We start from the raw sequence: 21,218 nt of genomic DNA, 5'->3' as shown, positions 1-21,218 counted from the left end.
GATTCCATAACGATGCCAAAAATGATTGATAAGTAAATTTACTCATTAAACCTCATTGCCGCTCTTGTTTGTCGATATGAATCTTCATTTTAAAGACATTATTCTTCTTGTTGCTTTCCCTATACCAATGATGTGGATCAATCTCAATCTCCAAGGTGTAGTCTCCATTCTTTAAGTTTTTTGGGAGGTTTAAATATTGTCCTTCGTACAACATTCCGTAAGTATCATAGCCGCCAACGCTAATTCCTTGTTGATCGAAATTACAAGTTGGGTAAAATCCGAGGCCATAATTTGGCATATTCTCTCCATACTGTTTGCCATTGATTAAGCTAAAATTATCAGATTTATAAAGTATGCCAGTGGTGAATAAGCAATAACTTACCTTTGATCCCCTAGATATAATGTAACGTTTTTTGCCTTCCATTTTAACCAATCGGAATTCAACCCAATCATCAACATGGTAATGGTTATGCCCAGGCTTGTTCTCAAAATACATGGTTCCTGCAGGCAAATCCTTAAAAGTTAAAGTGCCCTTTTCTTTGCTATAGATTCGCTGGTTAACATTTAAGCGACTGGTTTTTCCATCGGGACAGGTTTGTGATCCATCAACCTTTGTTGTTCCGCAGTACCAATCTTTTGTTCCTTTTATTTCCATTGGCCCATAACCAATATTGGCGATAGTAGCAGCCAAACGCAACTGACCAGGATACAATTTATCATTCCAAGCATATTCCTGAATTTGATTCTCTGTAAAAAACGGAATGATTACCAAATCGGGGAGCAATTCACACGATTGTTTTCCTGAAGCGCAATCGCATAAGCCAATGTTTTCAAAATCACATTTCTTAATAACAATCGGCTTTGCAGGATTATTACTGAAACTAAGTTGGATGCTATCTAAAAAGCCTGTGTAATCTTTCTTTAAATCCTCGATATAAAGTTTCCAAGTTCCATTGGGGTTTTGGCCGTGGTTTAAAAATTCTAATTGGCCATCTGGGCGATAATTCCCTGTAAATGGAGATCTTGCTGCACTGATTAACCCCGATTTACCAAATTGTGAAAAAGTGGTATTAATGTAATTGGCACCAGAATCTTTTCCGTTTCTGTTGGTAAGCCAAATACTCGTGCCATCAGGACTTTCTAAAGTGATCTTTAAATCGCTAACTCGTTCGTGATGTAAATTCAGTTTTACTTCAGCTAAACCAAATGTGCTATCTGCAATAGATGATAAGCCACTTACCTCAATCTTAAATTCCTGCCTAAAATAGTAGCCGTAATAATCGTACAGTTCTGCACCTTTTTTGGTAAATGTTTGTGCAGAACTTGGCAAAGAATTGAGGAGTAAAGTAAAAACCAGCAGCCAAATTAGGCTGCTGGTTTTTTTTAATGGAGTGCTTTTAGTGTTCAATATTAAATATTTTAATTTTGCTCTTATCGGCTGGTAAAACATCGGTTACGCCATGCCCACCTGTTGGTGGTTTTAAAATAAATTCACCACAAACCATCTTCACACATTCATTGCAATTTAAATCTTTGAAAGTGAATTTTAGGCATAGGTACACTTTAACTTCGCAACAAGATAACTCAGTTATTGTAGGTAAGGAGAGTTTAATATTCAATGTTGCAGGATTCAAAAATATTGGTGATGTTGAACTCAATACCGCTTCTCTGTAATCTGCAGCGATGCTTCCAGTTGTTGGCCCAACGTATCCACTTAATGTCATAGGTTGCGCATTAATGTTGGCTGCTAGGATATTTCCCCAAGTTACAGGCCTGTTATTACAGTTTAAGCAATTTGGCGAGGAGGCACTTAATCTAAATTCCTCAACACTTACCCGCACTTCGCTCATTGGCGTTGTTGTTGAAATATTAAAGCTACTTGATCCAATCGAAAAAGCATTTGGATTGGCTAAATTATTTACGATATTAAAAGATGCAGCAGTTTGTTTAATCGTAATTTCTGCCTTGCAACAGCTAGGTGGTTCGCAAATAATGGTAATTGGAATTGTTAAACTTTCGCAATTGCTATCCCCACATTTAGCCTTAATGGTTAGTACATATTTACCACAGGTAAATTTGGTGTTGTATTCACTCAAGTTAATTGGCAAACTATTTCCCGAGGCAACATTCACGCCTGTAATTGCTGTAATTTGCCAAGAATAGGTTGCGCCGCAATCTCCGGTGCAAATGTATAGCGCATTTATTATCCCAATAACATTCCCTTGGATAAATTGTAAGGGGTAGCTAACTGGAAGTTGTAATTGCTCCGCTTGATCTAAAGATTGATTTTGCTTAATCTTACTTGAGTTTCCTGTCGATAATTCGGGATGAATTATTGAAGATACCGCAGGGATAGGAATATCTCCAAGCGTTGGGGCTGATGCCCATTTACCACAACCACAGGTAACACAATTGATCGGTTTTTTGTAAACTTCAATATCGCCCAACTGCATTTTATCTGGACCAGCACTTACGTTATCATCCTGATCAATCCAGATTGAATTTGCCAAAGAATTTCCAACGCCTCTTTTCATTCCCTGCATGCCATATACATATTGGGCGGGTGGAGGTGGATCTCCAAATTTAATGTAATCGGATGTGAAATATGCCGAGGTATCACAAGCCAAAGCAGTTCCAGTTCCTAATAAAACGTTATTGGAGTAGCTTACCCCTCCAACGCAGTTTGTAAACGATCCCTTGCCAGATGGGAAAACATTGGCGCTAGCTATCCAAGTATTGCCGCTAACAAAAGTAAATTCTACAACTGAAGATTGGTGTGCGCTTAAGGATCCAAAGCCATACCAAGTTTGTTGGCCAACCAACATACTCTTTCCGTTTGAGGTAAAAGCTATATCTGCAATTGGTTGATAAGTGGGAATGGCTGGCGTAGTTACCAATGTTTCTGTAGCAGGCAAAAACGCTCCCGCCGCATCAATATCAACACTGTAAATTTGGTTTCCACTATACGGAGCACTATTGGTGTTAATTTTAGAATAATAAAGTCTAAAAGCCCCACCACTCACATTTCTAATGGCCAACCCATAAGGTAATAAAGTGGGATCATCAACCGCCAAACCAAACTTTGGGTTAAATGGTGTAGAAATCGCCCATAAACTTGCCGATGCTGAATTTCCAGTAAGCCGATGAATTTTTCCGTCATCCCAATTGGATACATAAATGTTTTCCGTACTTGGTGTTCTAAAGTATTTTAAGTTTCCCAGAGATTTTGAAGTATTTGCAAAATCATAAACCAAGGTATGTGCACCAGTGTTACCATTTAATCGCCATATTTTGCTGGCATTTGTGGCAGAGCCACTGTATATCTGGCTCGATGATACGTAGATATTTGGTTGTGGTTGATCATCCAAAGTAATTCCGAAAATACTTCCTAAATTTTGAAATGTCCAATTTGAAGCATTCCAATTGGTGGGTTTTAAACCAGCAGGAACCATTGTTGCCGTGTTCCAATTTGCACCCAATGGCGCAGAGCTCGTATTGTTGGTTTTAACTGTTCTGAGTACAATGTTACCCGCACTTATGCCGCCACTATTATTATTCGGACTGTGGGTAACTACTGCATCGCCCTGCAAAAGTGGTAATTGGGCTTTACTGTAGCTTGTTGCAAAATGCATTATCGCAAGCAACAAGAATATTTTACAAATGGCATTTTTCATCTTAATTTCTTTTGAAAGGTTAATTATTTGTGTTTCCTTGTTACCACATAGCATTTTACAAAACTGCATGTTTGGCACTCTCTATTGGTAAAGCTATATCTGATGCAAAATTTGATTACATCATCACAGCAGGCAAGTGTGCTAAAAGGCGGGGCCGAAATATTCATGCTCACCTGCGAGCCTGCCAATTGGGTAACTGGTGGACTAAGCGAAAACCAACTCAAGGTATGATGCGTATTGCCTCCACCCGATGGAATTACAGGAAACAGCCCATTTTGAACTTCCCAACCAGATGATGTAAAGGTTCCTGAGGTAAAGTTTCCAAATGTATTACTGTCTTTATTGCAACCAAAACATTCTTCTGTTCCGTTAGCGGCCACATGTATAAAACTGATTAGCTCAGCCTTGAAATACTTGATCATAACATTTGGCGAAGCTATCGTTGTAGAAATGTTGATGCTGTTGTTTGTTGCTTGCGTGGTGGCCGTAACCTCTTCTTTCGAAAATTCCCACTTAATATTATCGCAATAGTTACAAGTGCAAGGTTTTACGGGTATGCATGAAAATGTATTGTCGTTTATTACGGTTGCGCCTTGTTTACTGCTGATGTAAATCTCTAGATTCAAACAGGTTGCATTTACATTTGTTGGTACATAATTAATGGTAAAAGTTTGTTGTGCGCCTGGTCCCAAAGTAGTTGGATAGGTACTCGCAGCGAGGGTAAACGTGCCTGCCGCACCTGCATAAACAATATTGGTTATGATGTTACCAGGAATAGCTACATTTTGAGCAACGTTAAGCGCATTATTGACATCGTAAGTAACGTTTTCTGTTGGAGTGCTGAAGTTTTTTAATGTGATGTTAATTGAATAAACCGGTTTCCCTGCGGCATTAAATCCAGTACATTTTGCGGTATCAATCAAAACATCCAAGCGGTGAAGTGCCGAGCTTACACTAAACGATACAGGATTTGCGTTGCATGTTCCATTTCCCACAAAAGCGATGTAACTGCCCTCATCCAACCTATCCAAATTTGTAGCAAAGCCAGCGCCACTTGCAGATAAGCTCTTTGTTATTGCTTTACCCTTAATGCTTTGCTCAACCATTCTACCGCCGCTTAAACTTACTGGATTAATAATCTCATTTCTTTGGTTTTCTGTTAGGGTGCCCAAATAATCTGGGTTATCAGAAACCTTGTAAACCCTAACGTTTTTTTCTCCAGTAAATGCTGATGAAAAATTAACTGCAAACCTGATTTTTTCTTTCAAATTAAATCTTTGAGATTGCTTTGGAGAGGTAATCGATGGATTACAGTTTTCTTGATCGTTGGTTTGCATCAAATCAAGGGAGGGATTACTAACCTCTTTATTACTTTTCAAAACTTCTACTCTTCTTTCGGCTAATGGATTGATTGTGCTTCCCGATTTATCTTCGTAAAGTGGGTTTTGGGCTTTTGCAGAAGCCATATCACTATGTGCTTTGTAAGAATCGAAACCTTTTTTCGATAGAGCGTAGCTCAGCCCAAAATTAAACCCTAGTGCATCGTATTTGGTGCTTTTAGGTAATGCCTGATTTGTTCCCAACAACATTTGATCGATGTTATAACTGCCATCTTTTAGCGCATCACCTTGAGGCTTAAAAAATGTTGTCTCATTGTTTATTGTTGGTCCGGCGGTATAATTTCCCTCTACAAAAAGGCCAAGTTTACCAGGGAAATATGCTACCCTTAATTTAGGAATAACGGCAAAGCCAGAGGTTTTAGTTTCGGCTTGCGTGTAAAGATTATAGTCTGCAGTTTTGCCATTAACGGTACTGGTTTGAGTAATGGTAAAAGCCTGTTGTTTTAGGCTAAGGTAACTCCCATTTAAGATGGGTGAAATGGTAACATCGCCAAAAGAAAAATTGGCCTGTGCTCCACTCTCAAATTTAAAACCCTGTTGTTTGGGGCTTCCAGCGCCATTAGCCGAAACTGTTGGAGATCCACTTTGCCCAGAAATATTAATCGGCGTATAAGGACTTAAGTTATAATCCTTGTTGCCAGATAAATACCCACCACCGAAGTTAATGCCCAAGGTTTTGTTGATTACGCCTTTAGTAGCTCTACCAAAATCGGTTAGGGGAACATAAGCACCAACGTTAATATTGGTTAGATTGGATAAATTGGCGCCATCTTTAGTCGGTTTTGTGGGATTGGTAATGCCTCCATCTAGTGATATTAACATACTTCCACCTGGGTTTCTACCGCCCTTAACTACGATGCCGCCAATTGGGTTTCCGGGCGTTTGGGCCTTTGCATAAATAGTACAAATGCAAATTAAAATTGTAAATAATTTCTTCATAATTTATCAATTAGTGCGTTAAAGAAAGCCTTTCTCAAGCGAGATAGGCAACCGTTAATTTTAAATTCAAGAAAAGACGCTTCATAGAAATTGCTCGATTTCTTTTATTTGGCTGTTAATGAATACACTAATTTGTAGAATTTGGTAATGCAGAAAATCCCTAGATGTAGGGATGGAGATTTGTTAGGAAAACATTGTTTAACTGATAGAACCTGACTATTTTAAATTTTTATAATAGTAGGCAATGGCCTCACCAAGTGAAGAGATATGGAGTTTTTCGTAAATGCGTTTGGTATGCGTATTTATGGTGGTGTAACTTACGCCAAGTTTATCGGCCACCATTTTATAACTTAATCCTTCTGCCAATAAGGAGAGTACATCGTTTTCTTTAGGGCTTAATGGCGATTTATTTTTATTTGGCTTAAAGTAATCCAATACCTTTTGTGCGATGGCCGGATTCATGGCAGCACCACCCTCATTAACCTCTTCAATGGCTTGTAAAATTCGCTGAGGCTTATCGTTCTTTAAAATATAACCACTGGCACCATTTTTAATACTAGTGAAAATCTTTTCGCTATCATCATAAGCGGTTTGCATTAAAACCTTAATCTGAGGATACTTGCTCTTGATCAATTTTAAACCTTCCAAACCATCTACTTCTGGCATGTTAATATCCATTAAAACCAAATCTGGATAAAAGGCCTCGACATCTGCAATTGCGTTTTTGCAATTCGATGCTTCGCCAACAACAATAATATCATCATTTAGACTTAATAATGCTTTTAAGCTATCTCTACGCTCGATGCTATCATCGTAAATGAATATGCGAATGCTCATATCATAAAAGTAATTACTAAAATTGGCAATGGATTGTAATTAAATCAAGGGACAAGCGGAATTACAACAGCGATGATCGTTCCTTTTTTTTCAGCAGATTGTATATTAAAACTTCCATTAAGTTCTTTTGCTCTTTTTTTGATGTTTGCCAAACCATTTCCCGCCGCTTTGCAAACCTCAAAACCAACTCCATTATCGATAATGTTGAGGTAAATTAAATCGTTTACCACCTTTATGCTAATTGTTGCCTGCGTAGCATGACTATATTTGGCTACATTGTTAATGGCCTCCTTAGTGATAAACACAATGTTTTTTCTGGTGTGTATATCGATCAGTTTTTTGTTAATAACAGCATCTATCTGCACTTTATAGTTAATATTTGTAGCACCCAAAATATCATTGGCAAAGTTTTTAATTCGACTGCTAATGGTCATAAATTCATCCTTTCCAGGTTTCATGCTCCAAATAATATCACCTATTTTATCGGCAAGGCTTTTAGCTTGGTTTTCGATTTTCTCTAAAATTTTCTGCGTTTGCTTAATGTCTTTATTAATGAGTTGACTGGCAACTGCGCTGTTTAATTGTAAGCTACTTAATGTTGCGCCAATATCATCGTGAAGATCGGCTGTGATGTTACTTCGCTGTTGTTCTAATGCCAGTTGTTGCTCGAACATGGTTCTTTGTATCGATAATTTTCGCCTGCTTAGAAACCAAAATATAATGGCCGATAAAAATATAGCCATGCTTGCCCAAAACCATATTGCCTTGTAAAAAGGCGTTTTAATGTAAAAATGAATCTTTAAATTTTGCGTACTGATATGATTGTTTACATCTCTAGCCCTTACGAAAATATCGTTTTCGCCATTATTAAGTTGAATATTAAGGGTGTTGCCATCCAAGTCGTTCCACTTGGTTTTGTTGTTAATTGCATATTGAATATTCTTGAAATGCCCGCTCAGTTCTACCCCTGCAAATTGAAGTGTAATGTTATTCTGATCGCTTTTTAAATTATACTTATTAGATGTTTTTACTACTTCTTGGTTGATTTTTACTCCGGTTAGCTCCGGTTTTATCTCAAAAATTTTATTCCGATAATTTGCTGGAATCTTGGTTATTCCATTTTCTGTAGCGGCATAAATGGTATCGTTATATAAAGAAAAATCGTTAATGTTGTTTGATGATAATCCATCGTTTTTGGATAGATTTTTTATAGAATAAGTGGCTCCAGATGGTTTGATGCAGTAATCAATTATCGAAATTCCTGATTTACTGCCCAACCAAATTCTATTTTTATTAGCCAGAATGCAATTGATGTTTTCGGGCATTCCTGCACTTTCTGGTATGCAACTAATAATTTTATCCTTATAAAAAATTAACAGCTTACCACTTGCGGTACTTGCCCAAAGTGTACCATCGGCAGCATAAGCAAGCGTATTAAATTTTTCTGTTGATCTATTTTTATCTAATGGAATAAACTGAGATAACTCGGTCTGTAAATTATATTTATACAATCCTTTTTGGCCAATGTAGTACATCGAATTGCCAGCTTTTACCAAACTTAAAGTAATTTCTATCCCATTGTGATGAACCTGTGAGGATTTAAGGGTATTGGTATTTAACTTAATTAAGCCAGAATTGCTCCCAATCATGATTAGGCTATCGTTAATTAGTGTTGCTGTTTTTACATAAGCAGGCTGCCCCTTTTCGGTTAATATTCTTTTGGTTGCTCCAAAATTAACGCTATAACCCATATCATGAATGGCAACGGTTTTATTTTTGGCGTAAATAATTTTTCTAATCCAGGTAGTTCTTCCAACATTTTCTATTGTTTTTTTTGATATCAATTTATTTTTAAGTTGAAGAATTTCTCCGTAATAGTTGCCTGCAGTTACTTCTCCGCTAGCACTTGTTGCTATGCTTAGGAAATTATTATTGATAAAATTTTCGGCAGTTTTTATGGTTTTAGTAGTGTTCCTGCTGTAAAATATTAAACCTTTATCTAACGTTCCAATCCACAAGTTTTCGTATTTATCAACGTATGCACAGTTTGTGGCCAATCCAATATCAATTTTTTGCTGGAGCTTTAAGCTATTTCTGTCGAAAATAGATACCTTACCATTTCTGCCGATAATGTTTAATTTGCCATTGGTAAATTTTTGCAAGGTGTTATTAGAGAACAGATTGATGGTATCAATTTTATACTTAAAAGGTTTAAGACTTAACAAGCAAATTCTATAACCCATATTCCCGCTCGAAAAAAGAAATAGGTTATTGTTATCTACCATATAGTTCTGCATTTTAAGAGCAGTTTTAAATAATATGCTATCTAATTTTTTCTTCCCCTGAGTAATCACAAGCTTTTCGCAATATGAATTGTCTTTTAACAAGCCTCCCTCAGTGTGCAAAACCAATTGTTGCTTGGCAATAATAAACTCATGCGAATAAACATTATTAGCGCTTATTGGCTTTTTATTCTTGAAAGTAACAGTGCCCAAAAGGTTAAAGAATTTTGCATTTCCATCTGCGGTGATGGTAGTTCTTAAAAGCGATTTAGAAATTTCGTTGAGTATTTCATTGCTATTTATGGTGATGAATTTGTTGCTCACCTCATCAAAATAGGCGGGAAGTTGCTTAAAGCAATTTACCCAAATGATGCCATCCTTATCCCTTAAAACCTGTAAAACCTCATTGGATGGAAGCCCTTGTCGCACCGAAAAATTCTGAAAATATTTGCCGTCAAATCTCGATATGCCATTATCTGTAGTGATCCAAAGAAAGCCTCGATTGTCTTCAACTATATCGTAAATGTGGTTGCTGGGCAGACCTTGGTCGGTATTAAAGGTATTTAATTTGACATAGTTTTGCCCGTGTACAGGTTTGTACAAGAAAAAAAAGATCATCAATATAACTAGAGGCGTTTTGATGGATTAAGATATTTGGTTAGTTAAATCTAATCAAAAACATCCAATTATACTTTCTTCTTTTTCTTCGATGCTTTTGCCAATGGATTGAATTCCAATGCAAGTTCGATCCAAAAGTCTAAGTCTTCATTTCTAATTAAAACATCTTCAGAAACTAAGATATATCCATTCATTGCTTTGGTTCGCATTGTCATTTGTTCCCAGCCGTCCTTATCCTCCAATGCAGCAATGCTGGCTGGGTTAATTCTCAGCATGAGTTTATCTTTCATTACACCGATGCACATTTTGCCATTCACCATAAAAACCAATCCACTGAACATTTCTTTTCCTTCTACATCAGCAAGGTGCTCCAGTTTTTCGGCTACGCGAGCGGCAAGGTGTTCATTGTATCTCATCAGCTATTTGTTTAAAACTAATTTACTGTTTCCATATCCGTTTGACAAAATTTAACCGTTATTCTTTAAATTTGCATCAATGTTATTAAACTGTTACCAAGAAGAATTTATTGAGGCTGGTTGCGATGAAGCTGGTCGTGGCTGCCTTGCCGGGCCTGTTTTTGCTGCAGCTGTAATTCTTCCGAAGGGTTTTGTGCTTGAGGGTTTAAACGATTCCAAACAATTGTCTCATGCTCAAAGAGATTTGTTAAGGCCAATTATCGAAAAAGAAGCCTTGGCTTGGGCGGTTGCATCTTGCGATCATGAGGAAATCGACCAAATTAACATTTTAAATGCTTCATTTTTGGCCATGCACCGAGCCATTGAAAAATTACATACTCCGCCTCAATATCTAGTAATAGATGGCAATCGCTTCAAGTCTTATCCCCAAATTCCACACAGTTGCATTATAAAAGGCGATGGAAAATACCTCAATATCGCTGCGGCATCTATCTTGGCGAAAACGCATAGAGACGAATTTATGGGGAATCTTCATGTAGATTATCCACATTACAACTGGCAACAGAATAAGGGTTATCCAACCATAGCGCACCGTAGAGCGGTTATCGAAATTGGTTTATCGCCTTTCCATCGCAAAACTTTCAACGTTAGCGATCCTCAGTTAGAATTGTTTTCTAAAAGCATCTAAAAATTCGTATTTTCACAACAAGTGAAAATACTATTAATTACTAAGCGGATTCCCTTCCCGCCAAACAGTGGTTATCCGATTGTGGTTTACAATACCATGAAAGGCCTACTGCAACTTGGTGCAGATATTACTTTGTTTAGCCTGAACCCCACAAAAGGCCAAATTGATGTGGAAGATATTTCCGATCCGGTTTTTGAAAAAATTAAATACCACATTGTAGATCTGGATACAGAAGTAAATGTTTGGTCGGCATTCTTTAATATTTTTACAAACGAATCTTACAATGTCTCTCGATATTACAACGAAGATGCTGCACGACAACTCGAAAACTTGCTTCGTGAAAACGTTTTTGATGTCATCCAATTCGAAGGACTTTTTGTTGTGCCTTATCTTGATGTTGTAAAAGCCAACAGCAGTGCAAAATTGATTTACCGAGCGCATAATATCGAATTTACACTTTGGGAGCGACTTTCACATTCGGAAAAATTCTTGATAAGAAGAAAGTACCTTGCCTTTCTAGCGCAGCGATTAAGGGCTTATGAAACTGATCAAATCAACCGGTTTCACCAGATTTTTGCGATTAGCGAACCCGATAGACAAAGTATTTTACGCTTTGGTTGTGAAGTGCCTATGACGGTTTTTCCTGTGGCCATTGACTTGGAAAAATATAAGGTCGATAAATCGAAAACGAGTTTCCCGACACTTTTTCATTTGGGAGCGATGGATTGGCGACCAAACCAAGAGGGTTTAGAGTGGTTTTTGGATGATATTTGGCCAGATATCGAAAAACTAAACAAAGATCTGCGGTTTTACATTGCCGGGAAAAACATGCAAAAGCATTTCTTTGAATACGATTCTGAAAATTTAATTGTCGAAGGAGAAGTTTTTGATGCCATTGAGTTCATAAATTCTAAGGCGATCATGATTGTTCCGCTAATTTCTGGAACGGGCATGCGTGTTAAAATTATTGAGGGAATGGCTATGCAGAAATGCATTATTGCCACAACAACAGCTGCCGAGGGAATCAACTGTAGGCATGGCCATGATATTCTAATTGCAAACACAGCTGATGAGTTTTACCGGTCCATTTTACAATGTATTATTAACCCCAAACGCTGGATGGAAATAGGGGAGAATGCCCGAAAAACTGTTGAGCAGGATCACGGTATTTATCTCATATCGAAAAAGATGTTAGAAATTTATCATGGATTGGTAAGTGCTTAGCTTTATTTACGAACCGGAAGATAAAAATTATGAATTCATAAAAGCTTTTAATTTTGGGCTTGTAATTAATTTGTAGAAAAATAAAAGACCGCCAATTACCTTAAAGACCAATGCCGCAATTAATAGAAAACTTCCGCCGTAAACATGCATTATTTTTAAAATTGCGCCAATAAAATCCATACCGAAGCCAAGGGCAAATATGATTATGGTGTGTTTAACTTTCATTCGTTTTGAGGGATAATTGCGTTAATGATTAATATTTAAATCTAATATACCTCAAATTTATATTAAAAAAAATGCAAGGCAGTTTTCTCCGGGGTATTTGTATAATGCTTACTTCTCTAATAAATTTTCTGTTTTTGTTAAAAAGTGTTCAACCGCATCCTTAATATCAATGTTCATGCGGTCTGCGATTACAGTTAACCACCAAACACATTCTCCTAATTTGTGCTTTAACTCAGCATCTGTTTCTGTTTTTGGCCATCGTCCTTGTTGCGACATGGTATTTCGTCCAACCAAACCAGCATCGGTAAGAAATGCCAAAGTATCTTCCTCAATTGTCCATTTACTGCCATGATGCTGTAATTCTAATTGATGATACGCTGTTCTTATATTTTTTGAGCGTTCGATTAGTGTGTCAAAATCAGTTTTTTCCATGTTGGTTATTTAGTTTTTTTGGAATGATTGTTTAAATTCAATCGGGGTGAAATGGGTTTTTCTCTTAAAAATCTTATTGAATGATTGTGGGTGTTCGAAGCCCAATTGATAGGCTACTTCTGCCACTGTTAATCGATCACCCGAAAGGTACTCCTTGGCTTTCTCAATCAGTTTTTCGTGGATATGTTGTTGCGTATTTTGACCGGTGAGGTTACGCAACATATCGCTTAAATAACGAGGCGAAAGATTTAATTGTTCTGCAAGATATTGAACAGTTGGAATTCCTTGAATTAAAGACTTTTTATTATCGAAATAATGATTTAAAAGCGATTCCAGCTGTGTTAATATATTATGATTGGCTGCTTTTCTGGTGATAAATTGACGCTTATAAAATCGGTTACTGTAATTCAATAATACTTCAATGTGCGAAATAATTACATCTTGACTAAAGTCATCAATGTTCCCATTCAGTTCTTCTAAAATATGTTCAAAAACTTCGGAGATAGTCCTCTTTTCCTTGGCGGATAAATACAAGGCCTCATTAGCAGAATAAGAAAAGAAGCCATAGTTTTTTATAGTCTTTAATAATGGATAATTATGCAGGAAATCGGGATGGATAAGCAAGGTATATCCAGAATAATCTTTCTCATCTTCTTTGGAGGCGATAATTTGATGAGGTGATATAAATGATATGCCGCCCTCATCAAAATCGTAATAATGTTGTCCGTATTTTATTTTACCCTGTAAGTTGAATTTGTAGGATATTTTGAAAAAGTCTAATGTCATTACTTTGGGTAAATCGGTTTCTGGCGTAGTAATATCTGCATAATTAACTAAGCTTACTAACGGATGCAGGGGTTTAGGTAAGCCTAATGCCCTGTGCAATTCCGGTATGGAAGTAAATTGTTGAGGAATACGATCGCTACTTTTCATTTATCAAATTTATTATTTAAATGGCGTGCTCCACTGTGGAAATATTCCAACTCGCTGTGCTTTGATCAATCATATCGTGTACAATGGAATTGCTCAACTCAGCCATTAATCTGTGCATTGCGTTGGTGCCTGTTTCCACGTCATCCCAAATCAGCATATCTACGATGGTGCTGCCTTGCTCAAATATTCTCCTCGATTTGAAACCTTTTTGGCGTTGTAAAAATTCATCGATCTCCTTATTCGCTTTTATAAATTGTTTACAGCTATAACCATTCAATTTGAAAGTGGTAATTTCTACTGCCTCTGTGTTGTCTTTCATTTCTATTAATTAATGCTTTTGTAAGGAGATTCAAGATTAAAAAGATGCGTTAAGTTCTTTCTGAAGCTTTCAGCACCAAGCTCCAGCCTTTGTTGATTGATTTTTATAGCGTCGTTTCCTGCAAGGTAACGTAATTGATCCTTGTTATCGGTAGCGGCTTCAAAAACTACTGCGGCTATTTTTTCGGCTTCCGTAAATTCAATCAAGGTACCATCGGCGAATAATTCTCCAAGTCGTTTGTTGAGCGTTTCATAATCTTGGTCAATTACCGCTTGCATTCCGTTGATGAAGTTACTTTTGATACCACCGGGAGCTACGGTTTTAATGCCAATATTAAACTGTGCTAAATCATAGGATATACTTTCGCTGAAGCCCTCCAATGCCCATTTGGTAGCATTATAAACCGACGACATTGGATTTGACGAAAATCCGCAGACTGAAGTGGTGGTAATAAGAAGCCCTTTTCTTTGTGCCTTGAAATAAGGAATAAATGCTTGTACAACACGAATCACACCTGTGAGATTCGTATCGATTTGTTGGGTAATTTGTTGATCGGTGTACGATTCCAACGCACCTACCAATCCATAGCCAGCATTATTGAACACAACATCAATGTTGTATTTGGAAGTGATTTCCTTTACAGTGCTATTGATTTGGCTAAGGTCAGTAACGTCTAATGGCAAAAGTTTAACGTTTGGCAATTGATTTAAATCTGTTTCCTTTTCGGGATTGCGCATAGAAGCAAGAACTTGCCATCCTTTTGATTGAAATAACTTTGCGGTAGCTTTTCCCAAACCTGTTGAAGCACCTGTGATGAAAATTGTTTTCATTTTTCTCTGTTTAAAATTTACATCACAAAGGTGTTGTTATGCAGAATGTTCTATGTTGCCATATTGAAGAATGTTGTAGCCATAATGACGTTCCTAATCATTTAATCCTTTTCCATTAAGAATCTGAGGTATGCATTTTTCAATTCTCGAATCCCGTGTTTTGGATTGCTTCGTAGCAGAAAAATAGAGGTTGTAAGCCCTTTGTCGGCCCGGCGTTAATGCTTCAAAAGCAGTTTTCAAATCAGGAATTGCTGATAGTTTATTTTGAAATTCCTCTGGAAGCTCCAGTTCTGTATTCTTTTTCAACTCAACTTTCAAGCCTGCTTTTTCTATCTCGATCGCTTCAAAAATGTAAGATCTTAAAATACTCTCCTTTTCTAAAACATCGCCGATGCTTGTAAAACGTATTTGTCGGGCTGCTTGTACATTTTTGGTTTGTTGAATTAATACAGCGTTGTTGTCTTTTAACAAAGCACCCTTAAAAAACAAAATGGCGCAGTACTCTTTAAATACATGTAATAGAACAACATTGCTTTTTTGAAATGTATAACACGGAACGCCCCATTTCAATTCTTCGTTAAGGCCACAATCGAGCACAATTTTTCTTAAAAGTTCTAGTTCATTATGCCATTTTTCCTTGGCGAAGTAAAAATCAACTTTGGGATTCATCATTTGCTTCTTTGAAATTCGATAATCTTATCGTAAACACTTTTTACATTTTCGATGAATTCAAGTTGAGGTGTTTGCTTTACTCCTGGCCATTCCACACCTTGCATCATCGAAGACCTAAAATCAACCGGACCAAGTGTAATCGTTCCAGTATTATCTGGCTTTTGATTGATGGTGATATCTGAAAGTGTTCTGATATTTAAGGATTTGATCTCTCTGCTAAATATTCCAGATTTAATGATTATTCTGTCGGAGGTGATTCCATAAACAGTATTCGATCTCTTTTTTGCATCAACGAAAAAACGGCCAATGGTAATGTAAAGCCCAGCAAGTACAAATGGAATTCCCCAAAGCTTGAAAAAGAATGGTCCACCAGAAGCTATCACAGTGCTTTCCCAGAAAACAGCAAAACCTCCCCAGAGTATACTAAACGGAATTAAAAATGCATCTGATCCTCTCAGTATAATTCCAGTCTTTGGTTTGCCTGTCCAGATAATTTGTTCGTTTAAACCTAAAATAGGTCTTAGTTCATTTTCAATGTTATAATCAATCATAAAGCACTTTAGCGTTAAATTTGAGTGTTGTTGAGGTAGATTGTGATTATTTAGACAAAGTTCTATTTCATTGCCTCCAACTCAACCTCCAATCGATCGAAATTTTCCTCATTTTTATTCACCACAAAACCTTTAAGTTTATTGCATTCTTCAGGCGAATTAAAAAGCATTTTGAAAATTACTTGCGTTTCATTATCTGAAATTTTTTCAAATGTTGCGACAACTTGAAAAAGTGGCTTTGAATGACGTTTCCAAGCAACCAGCGATGGTTTCTCTATCTTAATAAACTCACATTCGTTGGGGTAATTGCCTTTATCTGGCCCGTGCATAATGAAGCTCCATTTTCCACCTACCCTAAAATCGAACTCATTAAACGTATTTGTGAAGCCATTTGGCCCCCACCAGTTTTTCAAGTGATTTGGATTTGTCCAGGCTTTATATACAAGCTCTTGCGGTGAATTAAAAATTCTGGTGCTTACAATCTCAGGATCTGGTGTAGTTGAGATAATTTCTGTTGCCATCTTGACGATATTTTGTTGTTTGAGCTGGGCTTTAATTATTAAGTCTCACAATTAGATTTAACGAATATAAAGACTTGTACGGTTTATAGCAATTTAAGTTTTACAGAAGAAATTGCGTTAATTGAACCTGATTGGAGCGAACACGAAACCCGATTTTTTTTATCGGGTGAGTAAAGCGTAAAGCAGGGGTAAAAATGCGATGAAATACTTCCATTCATTTCCAAAACCTAATTAAACCTACATAAAATTTAACCTCAAAATTTTGTCTTTTTCTTAGTAGTTTTGCCGCAAGAATAAAAATACGATGAGAAATACCGCATTAACTGAAAAACACATCGCTTTAGGCGCTAAAATGGTTCCATTTGCAGGTTATAATATGCCTGTTACTTACGAGGGTATTAATGCAGAACATGCAACTGTTCGTGCTAGCGTGGGTGTTTTTGATGTGAGCCACATGGGCGAATTTATTTTGAAAGGCGAAAATGCCCTAGATTTAATTCAGCGAGTAACCAGTAACGATGCATCGAAATTGTACGATGGAAAGGTTCAGTATTCTTGCCTGCCAAATAAGGATGGTGGAATTGTTGATGATCTTTTGGTTTACCGTATTGATGAGAAAAGTTATATGTTGGTGGTTAATGCATCGAACATTGAAAAAGATTGGAACTGGATTCAGCAGTTTAATGATAAAGGTGTGGAAATGCACAATATCTCGGATAAAACTTCTCTTTTGGCTATTCAAGGTCCAAAAGCTGCTGATGCATTACAAAGTTTAACGGATGTTGATTTGGCATCGATGGAATATTATACTTTCGTTAAAGGTGTTTTTGCTGGTGTAGATAATGTAGTGATTTCTGCTACAGGTTACACTGGTGCAGGTGGTTTTGAGATTTACTTTGATAATGAACATGCTGATAAAATTTGGGATGCGATTTTCGAAGCTGGAAAGGCCAATAGTATTAAGCCTATTGGTTTAGGCGCTCGCGATACCTTACGTTTGGAAATGGGTTTCTGTTTGTATGGAAATGATATTGATGATACCACCTCTCCAATTGAAGCTGGCTTAGGTTGGATTACCAAATTCTCTAAGCCTTTTACCAATTCTGAGGCTTTGTTAGCCCAAAAAGAAGCAGGTATTCAAAAGAAATTAGTAGGTTTTGAAATGATAGAGAGAGGAATTCCTCGCCATGATTACGAAATTGCTGATGCTGATGGAAATATTATTGGTAAGGTAACATCAGGAACGCAAGCACCATCGTTACAAAAAGCAATTGGTATGGGTTATGTTGCAAAAGAATTTTCGAAAGAAGGAACTGAGGTTTTTATCTTAATCCGCAATACGCCAATTAAGGCTAAAATTGTGAAGTTTCCATTTTATAAATAGGATTTGAGAAAATAGATATGAGATTTGAGAGCGGTGTGCATCTAAATCTCATGTCACAAATCTCAATACTCAAATCTCAAAAAATGTCAAAAAAAATAGAAGTTTGTTTAACGCCTTCACTGATTGATTTATACGATATCGAACAGAGTATTGTGGTGGTGATTGATATTTTAAGGGCAACATCATCCATTACTTACGGAATAGAAAATGGTGCCACGGCTATTATTCCAGTAGCCAATGTAGAAGATTGCCTAAACTATTCAGATAAAGGGTATCTGCTTGCTGCAGAGCGAAATGGTGAGGTTGTAGAAGGATATGATTTCGGAAACTCGCCTTTTTCTTACACTAAAGAAAAGGTTAGTGGAAAAATAATTGTGCTCACCACAACAAACGGAACGAAAGCTCTGCATTTAGCTAATAAAAGGGCTTTTCAGGTGGTTATTGGTTCTTTTTTAAATCTAGATTCGCTTTGCGAGTATCTCAAAAAACAAGACAAAAATGTGTTGTTGCTTTGTGCAGGATGGAAAGATCAATTCAACTTGGAAGATACCTTATTTGCTGGGGCAGTGGTAAGCAAGCTTCGTAAAAACTTTGAACATTTCGACGATTCTAGTGTTGCAGCTGAGGATTTATATAGCTTAGCGAAAGATGATTTGCGGAAATATCTTCATAAATCTTCTCATAGTCACCGTTTGGCGCAATTGAATATTGAGGAAGATGTGGTTTTTTGTTTGCAGTTGAATGTTTGCGAGGCTATTCCAGTTTTACAGGGAGAAAAGTTGGTTAAATTGGTTTCTTAGCGTTCCATTAGATTATAAGAATATGAAATGGATTAGTACGAATGTTGTATATGATGAATTTCCTTTGTATTTAAGACGTCCCGATTATCAAGATGTTTGGAATTACAAGATCAGATTTACACAACGTTTAAATATTTCACACCATCTTGATAAAGTAAAGCAAAACGGTCTTCCTGAATCTGATTATAATTTATCCTTGAGTGATTTTGATTCGGATTTATGCAATCTTTTTGATGATCATTCAGAAGGAATTATTTTTTTAATCGAAACATACGGAGGTGAACGAAATTACTGGTACTATATATCAGAGCAAACCGATTATCTGAATAAGATAGAAAGAATTAGACAGGAATTTCCTAATAATGCTATAGAATCCGATTTGAACGATGATACAAATTGGGGATTCATTAAATCATATCCTTTCGAAATTTACAATAAATAAAAAAGCCTTTACAAACTGCCTTTCCGTTGGGAAGGCAAAGCCCCCTTTAGGGGGTTGGGGGTTATAAGCTCCCTAATCGTTGGATGGTTTCTGATTGTAATTAGCGCTTCTTCGTGTGCCAGCCAATAAATGTCTTCAGCTCGTTTCATATCGAAAGTACTAATTGCGCCTAAGCCTTTAGGTTCGATCATGACGTTACAAAACTTCGCTTTTCGTTCCATATCATGATTGATCGACATTACACCAGCTCTACCCATTAAATTCGTAATTCCAGTAATTTTATCAACGGGTTTTAAATGATTGCAAGATGACCCGATAATAAAATCGCATTCCTCCATTAAGGGTTCTACTGGGAAATTATTCAAAATCCCACCATCCACATACATTTGACCGTCAATCATAATGGGTCTGAATATGCCTGGAATACAACTTGAAGCATGAATTGCTCTAATTAACGGGCCTTTTGTAAAATAAACCAACCTGCCCTCGCTAAAATTTACGGCAGCAATGGTTAAGGGAATTTTTAGTTTCTCGATGGAATCTTCAGGGAAATATTCTTTTAATATCTGTGCGGTATTTTCTATATTAATTAAACCTAAGGAGCCAACTGCTGGACGAACGAAACGCCATAATTTAGTTCTTAAGAATATATTTAGTCCTTCCTCTGGATCGATTCCTGCAGCAAAAAATGCTCCGGCTATTGCCCCGGCACTTGTACCGCTAATGTGACTAAAGGTAATACCTAAATTGCTGAAAGCTTTCAAAACACCCAAATGAGCTATTCCTCTAATTCCTCCGCCTGATAATACAATGCCAACTTTCATGTTTAAGGGTTGATTTTTTGAAATGTCTAATCGGTTAATTGTATAATATTGAAAACTGCTAACTGAAAACTGCCCAATTACTTTTGTTTCGGTTTATACTTTGATTGATTCAGAATCTTTTGTGCATCGTTATCTGCCATTAATTGTTGCAAGGTTATATCAGGATGCGCAGCCATATATTTCCTCACAATTTGCCAACCAGTCCAAACACCCAATTTTGGTGCCGATTCCCTATTTTCACCCAAACCAGGCGTAAAAGGTCCTTCAGATAAAAATACCTGTATCTTTTGATAGTCGGTTTCAAACAAATAATTATTCTCTAAAAAGTATGCCCAAATATCGCCTTCAAAATTTTGTGCCCATTCCATTTGCTGTGTTGTATAACCTATTTTAGTACTATCAGCAGTATTCTCGGGTAAAACCTGATCTAGAAAATACAGCACTTTCCCTTGAAAGATCATTTTCGATAAGAGGGTTCTGTTTTCATCAGGTTCTTGAAAAAGCTCTTCATGTGCATAGGTTTCCGCTACACGAGGGACAATATATTCAGGTGTAAATCTTTTAGATAAGTAGAGTGGAACATTTTCTATAATAGATTTATAGAATTTGCTATCCTTGCCCAAAAACATATCCAAGCCAATGCCTAAATAATTATCGCCAACGGGCATTTGGTAAGCAAAACCCGAAACAAAGGAGATCATTTTAGGAACCTTTGCTTTCGGATAATAGTATTTAATGTATTTAAAAGTCTCTGTTAAGTCCGCTTCTTGTACTTTGAGGTTCGGAAAAACGCTATCCACTTCCTTGGTTAAATCTAAATAAGCCTGATCTTGATATAAGCTTGATAATGACTCCGTATTTGAAAGTTTACTGTCAAGCATTTTACGGATAAAGTCATCATAAAAGATGCCATACTTTGAGCCAAGTTGTTTATCTACCTCAACAATGTTTTTGTTTTTGCCAGCAAATAGCTCGTTATCAAATCTTTCTATTTTAATATCGAGTTTAATATTACTTACATCAGGCCTGTTGCTATGCTTGCAAGAAATAAATATGATGGCAAAAAGAAAAATTAGATAAATTTGCCTGTGTTTTACGTTATACATCATGTACAACAAACTTAGAGAAAATACTTTTGTTGTTAAATACATTGTAAAAACAAATTTAACGATCAATCTCAGTACAGCTTTACTGAGGTAATTAATCC

The 21,218-nt window shown here is 36.7% G+C and carries 21 protein-coding genes; 5 read left to right on the top strand and 16 right to left on the bottom strand.

Annotated features, from left to right (window positions below):
- Positions 1-52: 52 nt before the first annotated feature.
- The 6 genes from EZ449_RS07825 to EZ449_RS07800 form a co-directional block, all read right to left on the bottom strand.
- Positions 53-1,408: a proprotein convertase P-domain-containing protein gene (locus EZ449_RS07825; RefSeq protein WP_205942959.1), complete on the bottom strand. Its 1,356-nt coding sequence runs from the start codon at positions 1,406-1,408 to the stop codon at positions 53-55.
- A complete protein-coding gene (locus EZ449_RS07820) occupies positions 1,398-3,674 on the bottom strand; it encodes a hypothetical protein (RefSeq protein WP_131557407.1) in 2,277 nt (758 codons plus the stop codon). Before EZ449_RS07820 ends, EZ449_RS07825 begins: the two co-directional genes overlap by 11 nt.
- A 23-nt stretch (positions 3,675-3,697) precedes the next feature.
- Complete coding sequence (locus EZ449_RS07815) at positions 3,698-6,013, bottom strand: hypothetical protein (protein WP_131557406.1); 2,316 nt, start codon at positions 6,011-6,013, stop codon at positions 3,698-3,700.
- A 216-nt stretch (positions 6,014-6,229) separates the two neighbouring features.
- The gene (locus tag EZ449_RS07810; RefSeq protein ID WP_131557405.1) at positions 6,230-6,850 is read right to left on the bottom strand and encodes a response regulator; all 621 of its coding nucleotides are present in this window, start codon (positions 6,848-6,850) and stop codon (positions 6,230-6,232) included.
- 44 nt (positions 6,851-6,894) lie between these two features.
- On the bottom strand, positions 6,895-9,750 hold the full coding sequence (locus tag EZ449_RS07805) for a sensor histidine kinase (protein WP_225872270.1): 2,856 nt from the start codon (positions 9,748-9,750) through the stop codon (positions 6,895-6,897).
- A 68-nt stretch (positions 9,751-9,818) separates the two neighbouring features.
- Positions 9,819-10,166: a TfoX/Sxy family protein gene (locus EZ449_RS07800; RefSeq protein ID WP_131557403.1), complete on the bottom strand. Its 348-nt coding sequence runs from the start codon at positions 10,164-10,166 to the stop codon at positions 9,819-9,821.
- Between the two features lie 79 nt (positions 10,167-10,245).
- On the opposite strand from EZ449_RS07800, the gene EZ449_RS07795 reads away from it, so the two are divergent.
- Positions 10,246-10,854 carry a ribonuclease HII gene (locus EZ449_RS07795; protein ID WP_131557402.1) on the top strand — a complete coding sequence of 203 codons (609 nt, stop codon included), beginning with the start codon at positions 10,246-10,248 and terminating at the stop codon, positions 10,852-10,854.
- 21 nt (positions 10,855-10,875) lie between these two features.
- Positions 10,876-12,078, top strand: coding sequence for a glycosyltransferase (locus tag EZ449_RS07790; RefSeq protein WP_131557401.1), 1,203 nt, complete (start codon positions 10,876-10,878; stop codon positions 12,076-12,078).
- 27 nt (positions 12,079-12,105) lie between these two features.
- On the opposite strand, the gene EZ449_RS07785 is transcribed toward EZ449_RS07790, so the two are convergent.
- The 8 genes from EZ449_RS07785 to EZ449_RS07750 form a co-directional block, all read right to left on the bottom strand.
- Positions 12,106-12,303 (bottom strand): hypothetical protein, encoded by a 198-nt coding sequence (locus EZ449_RS07785; protein ID WP_131557400.1) that lies wholly within the window; start codon positions 12,301-12,303, stop codon positions 12,106-12,108.
- A 108-nt stretch (positions 12,304-12,411) separates the two neighbouring features.
- Positions 12,412-12,735, bottom strand: a complete 324-nt coding sequence (locus tag EZ449_RS07780; protein WP_131557399.1) for a nucleoside triphosphate pyrophosphohydrolase family protein — start codon at positions 12,733-12,735, stop codon at positions 12,412-12,414.
- Between the two features lie 9 nt (positions 12,736-12,744).
- Entirely contained in the window at positions 12,745-13,668 is a 924-nt protein-coding gene (locus EZ449_RS07775) for a helix-turn-helix domain-containing protein (RefSeq protein WP_131557398.1), read from the bottom strand.
- A 16-nt stretch (positions 13,669-13,684) separates the two neighbouring features.
- A complete protein-coding gene (locus EZ449_RS07770) occupies positions 13,685-13,987 on the bottom strand; it encodes a hypothetical protein (protein WP_131557397.1) in 303 nt (100 codons plus the stop codon).
- A 5-nt stretch (positions 13,988-13,992) separates the two neighbouring features.
- The gene (locus tag EZ449_RS07765; RefSeq protein ID WP_131557396.1) at positions 13,993-14,817 is read right to left on the bottom strand and encodes an SDR family oxidoreductase; all 825 of its coding nucleotides are present in this window, start codon (positions 14,815-14,817) and stop codon (positions 13,993-13,995) included.
- A 93-nt stretch (positions 14,818-14,910) separates the two neighbouring features.
- Positions 14,911-15,489, bottom strand: coding sequence for a YdeI/OmpD-associated family protein (locus tag EZ449_RS07760; protein WP_317130429.1), 579 nt, complete (start codon positions 15,487-15,489; stop codon positions 14,911-14,913).
- Entirely contained in the window at positions 15,486-16,040 is a 555-nt protein-coding gene (locus EZ449_RS07755; protein ID WP_131557395.1) for a PH domain-containing protein, read from the bottom strand. The genes EZ449_RS07760 and EZ449_RS07755 overlap by 4 nt, the downstream gene beginning before the upstream one ends.
- A gap of 62 nt (positions 16,041-16,102) precedes the next feature.
- The gene (locus tag EZ449_RS07750) at positions 16,103-16,561 is read right to left on the bottom strand and encodes an SRPBCC family protein (RefSeq protein WP_131557394.1); all 459 of its coding nucleotides are present in this window, start codon (positions 16,559-16,561) and stop codon (positions 16,103-16,105) included.
- 304 nt (positions 16,562-16,865) lie between these two features.
- On the opposite strand from EZ449_RS07750, the gene gcvT reads away from it, so the two are divergent.
- The 3 genes from gcvT (at position 16,866) to EZ449_RS07735 (ending at position 19,187) form a co-directional block, all read left to right on the top strand.
- The gene (gene gcvT / locus EZ449_RS07745) at positions 16,866-17,945 is read left to right on the top strand and encodes a glycine cleavage system aminomethyltransferase GcvT (RefSeq protein WP_131557393.1); all 1,080 of its coding nucleotides are present in this window, start codon (positions 16,866-16,868) and stop codon (positions 17,943-17,945) included.
- A gap of 83 nt (positions 17,946-18,028) precedes the next feature.
- Positions 18,029-18,745 (top strand): 2-phosphosulfolactate phosphatase, encoded by a 717-nt coding sequence (locus tag EZ449_RS07740; RefSeq protein WP_131557392.1) that lies wholly within the window; start codon positions 18,029-18,031, stop codon positions 18,743-18,745.
- A 22-nt stretch (positions 18,746-18,767) separates the two neighbouring features.
- On the top strand, positions 18,768-19,187 hold the full coding sequence (locus EZ449_RS07735; protein ID WP_165499723.1) for a DUF695 domain-containing protein: 420 nt from the start codon (positions 18,768-18,770) through the stop codon (positions 19,185-19,187).
- A gap of 8 nt (positions 19,188-19,195) precedes the next feature.
- Here EZ449_RS07735 and EZ449_RS07730 read toward each other — a convergent pair whose 3' ends face one another.
- A complete protein-coding gene (locus EZ449_RS07730; RefSeq protein WP_131557390.1) occupies positions 19,196-20,011 on the bottom strand; it encodes a patatin-like phospholipase family protein in 816 nt (271 codons plus the stop codon).
- 77 nt (positions 20,012-20,088) lie between these two features.
- Complete coding sequence (gene gldB, locus EZ449_RS07725) at positions 20,089-21,120, bottom strand: gliding motility lipoprotein GldB (protein ID WP_131557389.1); 1,032 nt, start codon at positions 21,118-21,120, stop codon at positions 20,089-20,091.
- Positions 21,121-21,218 lie beyond the last annotated feature (98 nt).

It is taken from the genome of Pedobacter frigidisoli (genome assembly GCF_004331675.1).
GTDB classification, from domain to species: domain Bacteria; phylum Bacteroidota; class Bacteroidia; order Sphingobacteriales; family Sphingobacteriaceae; genus Pedobacter; species Pedobacter frigidisoli.
This window is presented reverse-complemented; position numbering and strand designations above follow the sequence as displayed.

What these genes read in the sequence shown, in the direction of transcription:
- EZ449_RS07820 (WP_131557407.1), bottom strand. Translation starts at nt 3,674, where the DNA reads ATGAAAAATGCCATTTGTAAAATATTCTTGTTGCTTGCGATAATGCAT.
- EZ449_RS07815 (WP_131557406.1), bottom strand. Translation starts at nt 6,013, where the DNA reads ATGAAGAAATTATTTACAATTTTAATTTGCATTTGTACTATTTATGCA.
- EZ449_RS07810 (WP_131557405.1), bottom strand. Translation starts at nt 6,850, where the DNA reads ATGAGCATTCGCATATTCATTTACGATGATAGCATCGAGCGTAGAGAT.
- EZ449_RS07805 (WP_225872270.1), bottom strand. Translation starts at nt 9,750, where the DNA reads ATGATCTTTTTTTTCTTGTACAAACCTGTACACGGGCAAAACTATGTC.
- EZ449_RS07800 (WP_131557403.1), bottom strand. Translation starts at nt 10,166, where the DNA reads ATGAGATACAATGAACACCTTGCCGCTCGCGTAGCCGAAAAACTGGAG.
- EZ449_RS07795 (WP_131557402.1), top strand. Translation starts at nt 10,246, where the DNA reads ATGTTATTAAACTGTTACCAAGAAGAATTTATTGAGGCTGGTTGCGAT.
- EZ449_RS07785 (WP_131557400.1), bottom strand. Translation starts at nt 12,303, where the DNA reads ATGAAAGTTAAACACACCATAATCATATTTGCCCTTGGCTTCGGTATG.
- EZ449_RS07780 (WP_131557399.1), bottom strand. Translation starts at nt 12,735, where the DNA reads ATGGAAAAAACTGATTTTGACACACTAATCGAACGCTCAAAAAATATA.
- EZ449_RS07775 (WP_131557398.1), bottom strand. Translation starts at nt 13,668, where the DNA reads ATGAAAAGTAGCGATCGTATTCCTCAACAATTTACTTCCATACCGGAA.
- EZ449_RS07770 (WP_131557397.1), bottom strand. Translation starts at nt 13,987, where the DNA reads ATGAAAGACAACACAGAGGCAGTAGAAATTACCACTTTCAAATTGAAT.
- EZ449_RS07765 (WP_131557396.1), bottom strand. Translation starts at nt 14,817, where the DNA reads ATGAAAACAATTTTCATCACAGGTGCTTCAACAGGTTTGGGAAAAGCT.
- EZ449_RS07760 (WP_317130429.1), bottom strand. Translation starts at nt 15,489, where the DNA reads ATGATGAATCCCAAAGTTGATTTTTACTTCGCCAAGGAAAAATGGCAT.
- EZ449_RS07755 (WP_131557395.1), bottom strand. Translation starts at nt 16,040, where the DNA reads ATGATTGATTATAACATTGAAAATGAACTAAGACCTATTTTAGGTTTA.
- EZ449_RS07750 (WP_131557394.1), bottom strand. Translation starts at nt 16,561, where the DNA reads ATGGCAACAGAAATTATCTCAACTACACCAGATCCTGAGATTGTAAGC.
- gcvT (WP_131557393.1), top strand. Translation starts at nt 16,866, where the DNA reads ATGAGAAATACCGCATTAACTGAAAAACACATCGCTTTAGGCGCTAAA.
- EZ449_RS07740 (WP_131557392.1), top strand. Translation starts at nt 18,029, where the DNA reads ATGTCAAAAAAAATAGAAGTTTGTTTAACGCCTTCACTGATTGATTTA.
- EZ449_RS07735 (WP_165499723.1), top strand. Translation starts at nt 18,768, where the DNA reads ATGAAATGGATTAGTACGAATGTTGTATATGATGAATTTCCTTTGTAT.
- EZ449_RS07730 (WP_131557390.1), bottom strand. Translation starts at nt 20,011, where the DNA reads ATGAAAGTTGGCATTGTATTATCAGGCGGAGGAATTAGAGGAATAGCT.
- gldB (WP_131557389.1), bottom strand. Translation starts at nt 21,120, where the DNA reads ATGATGTATAACGTAAAACACAGGCAAATTTATCTAATTTTTCTTTTT.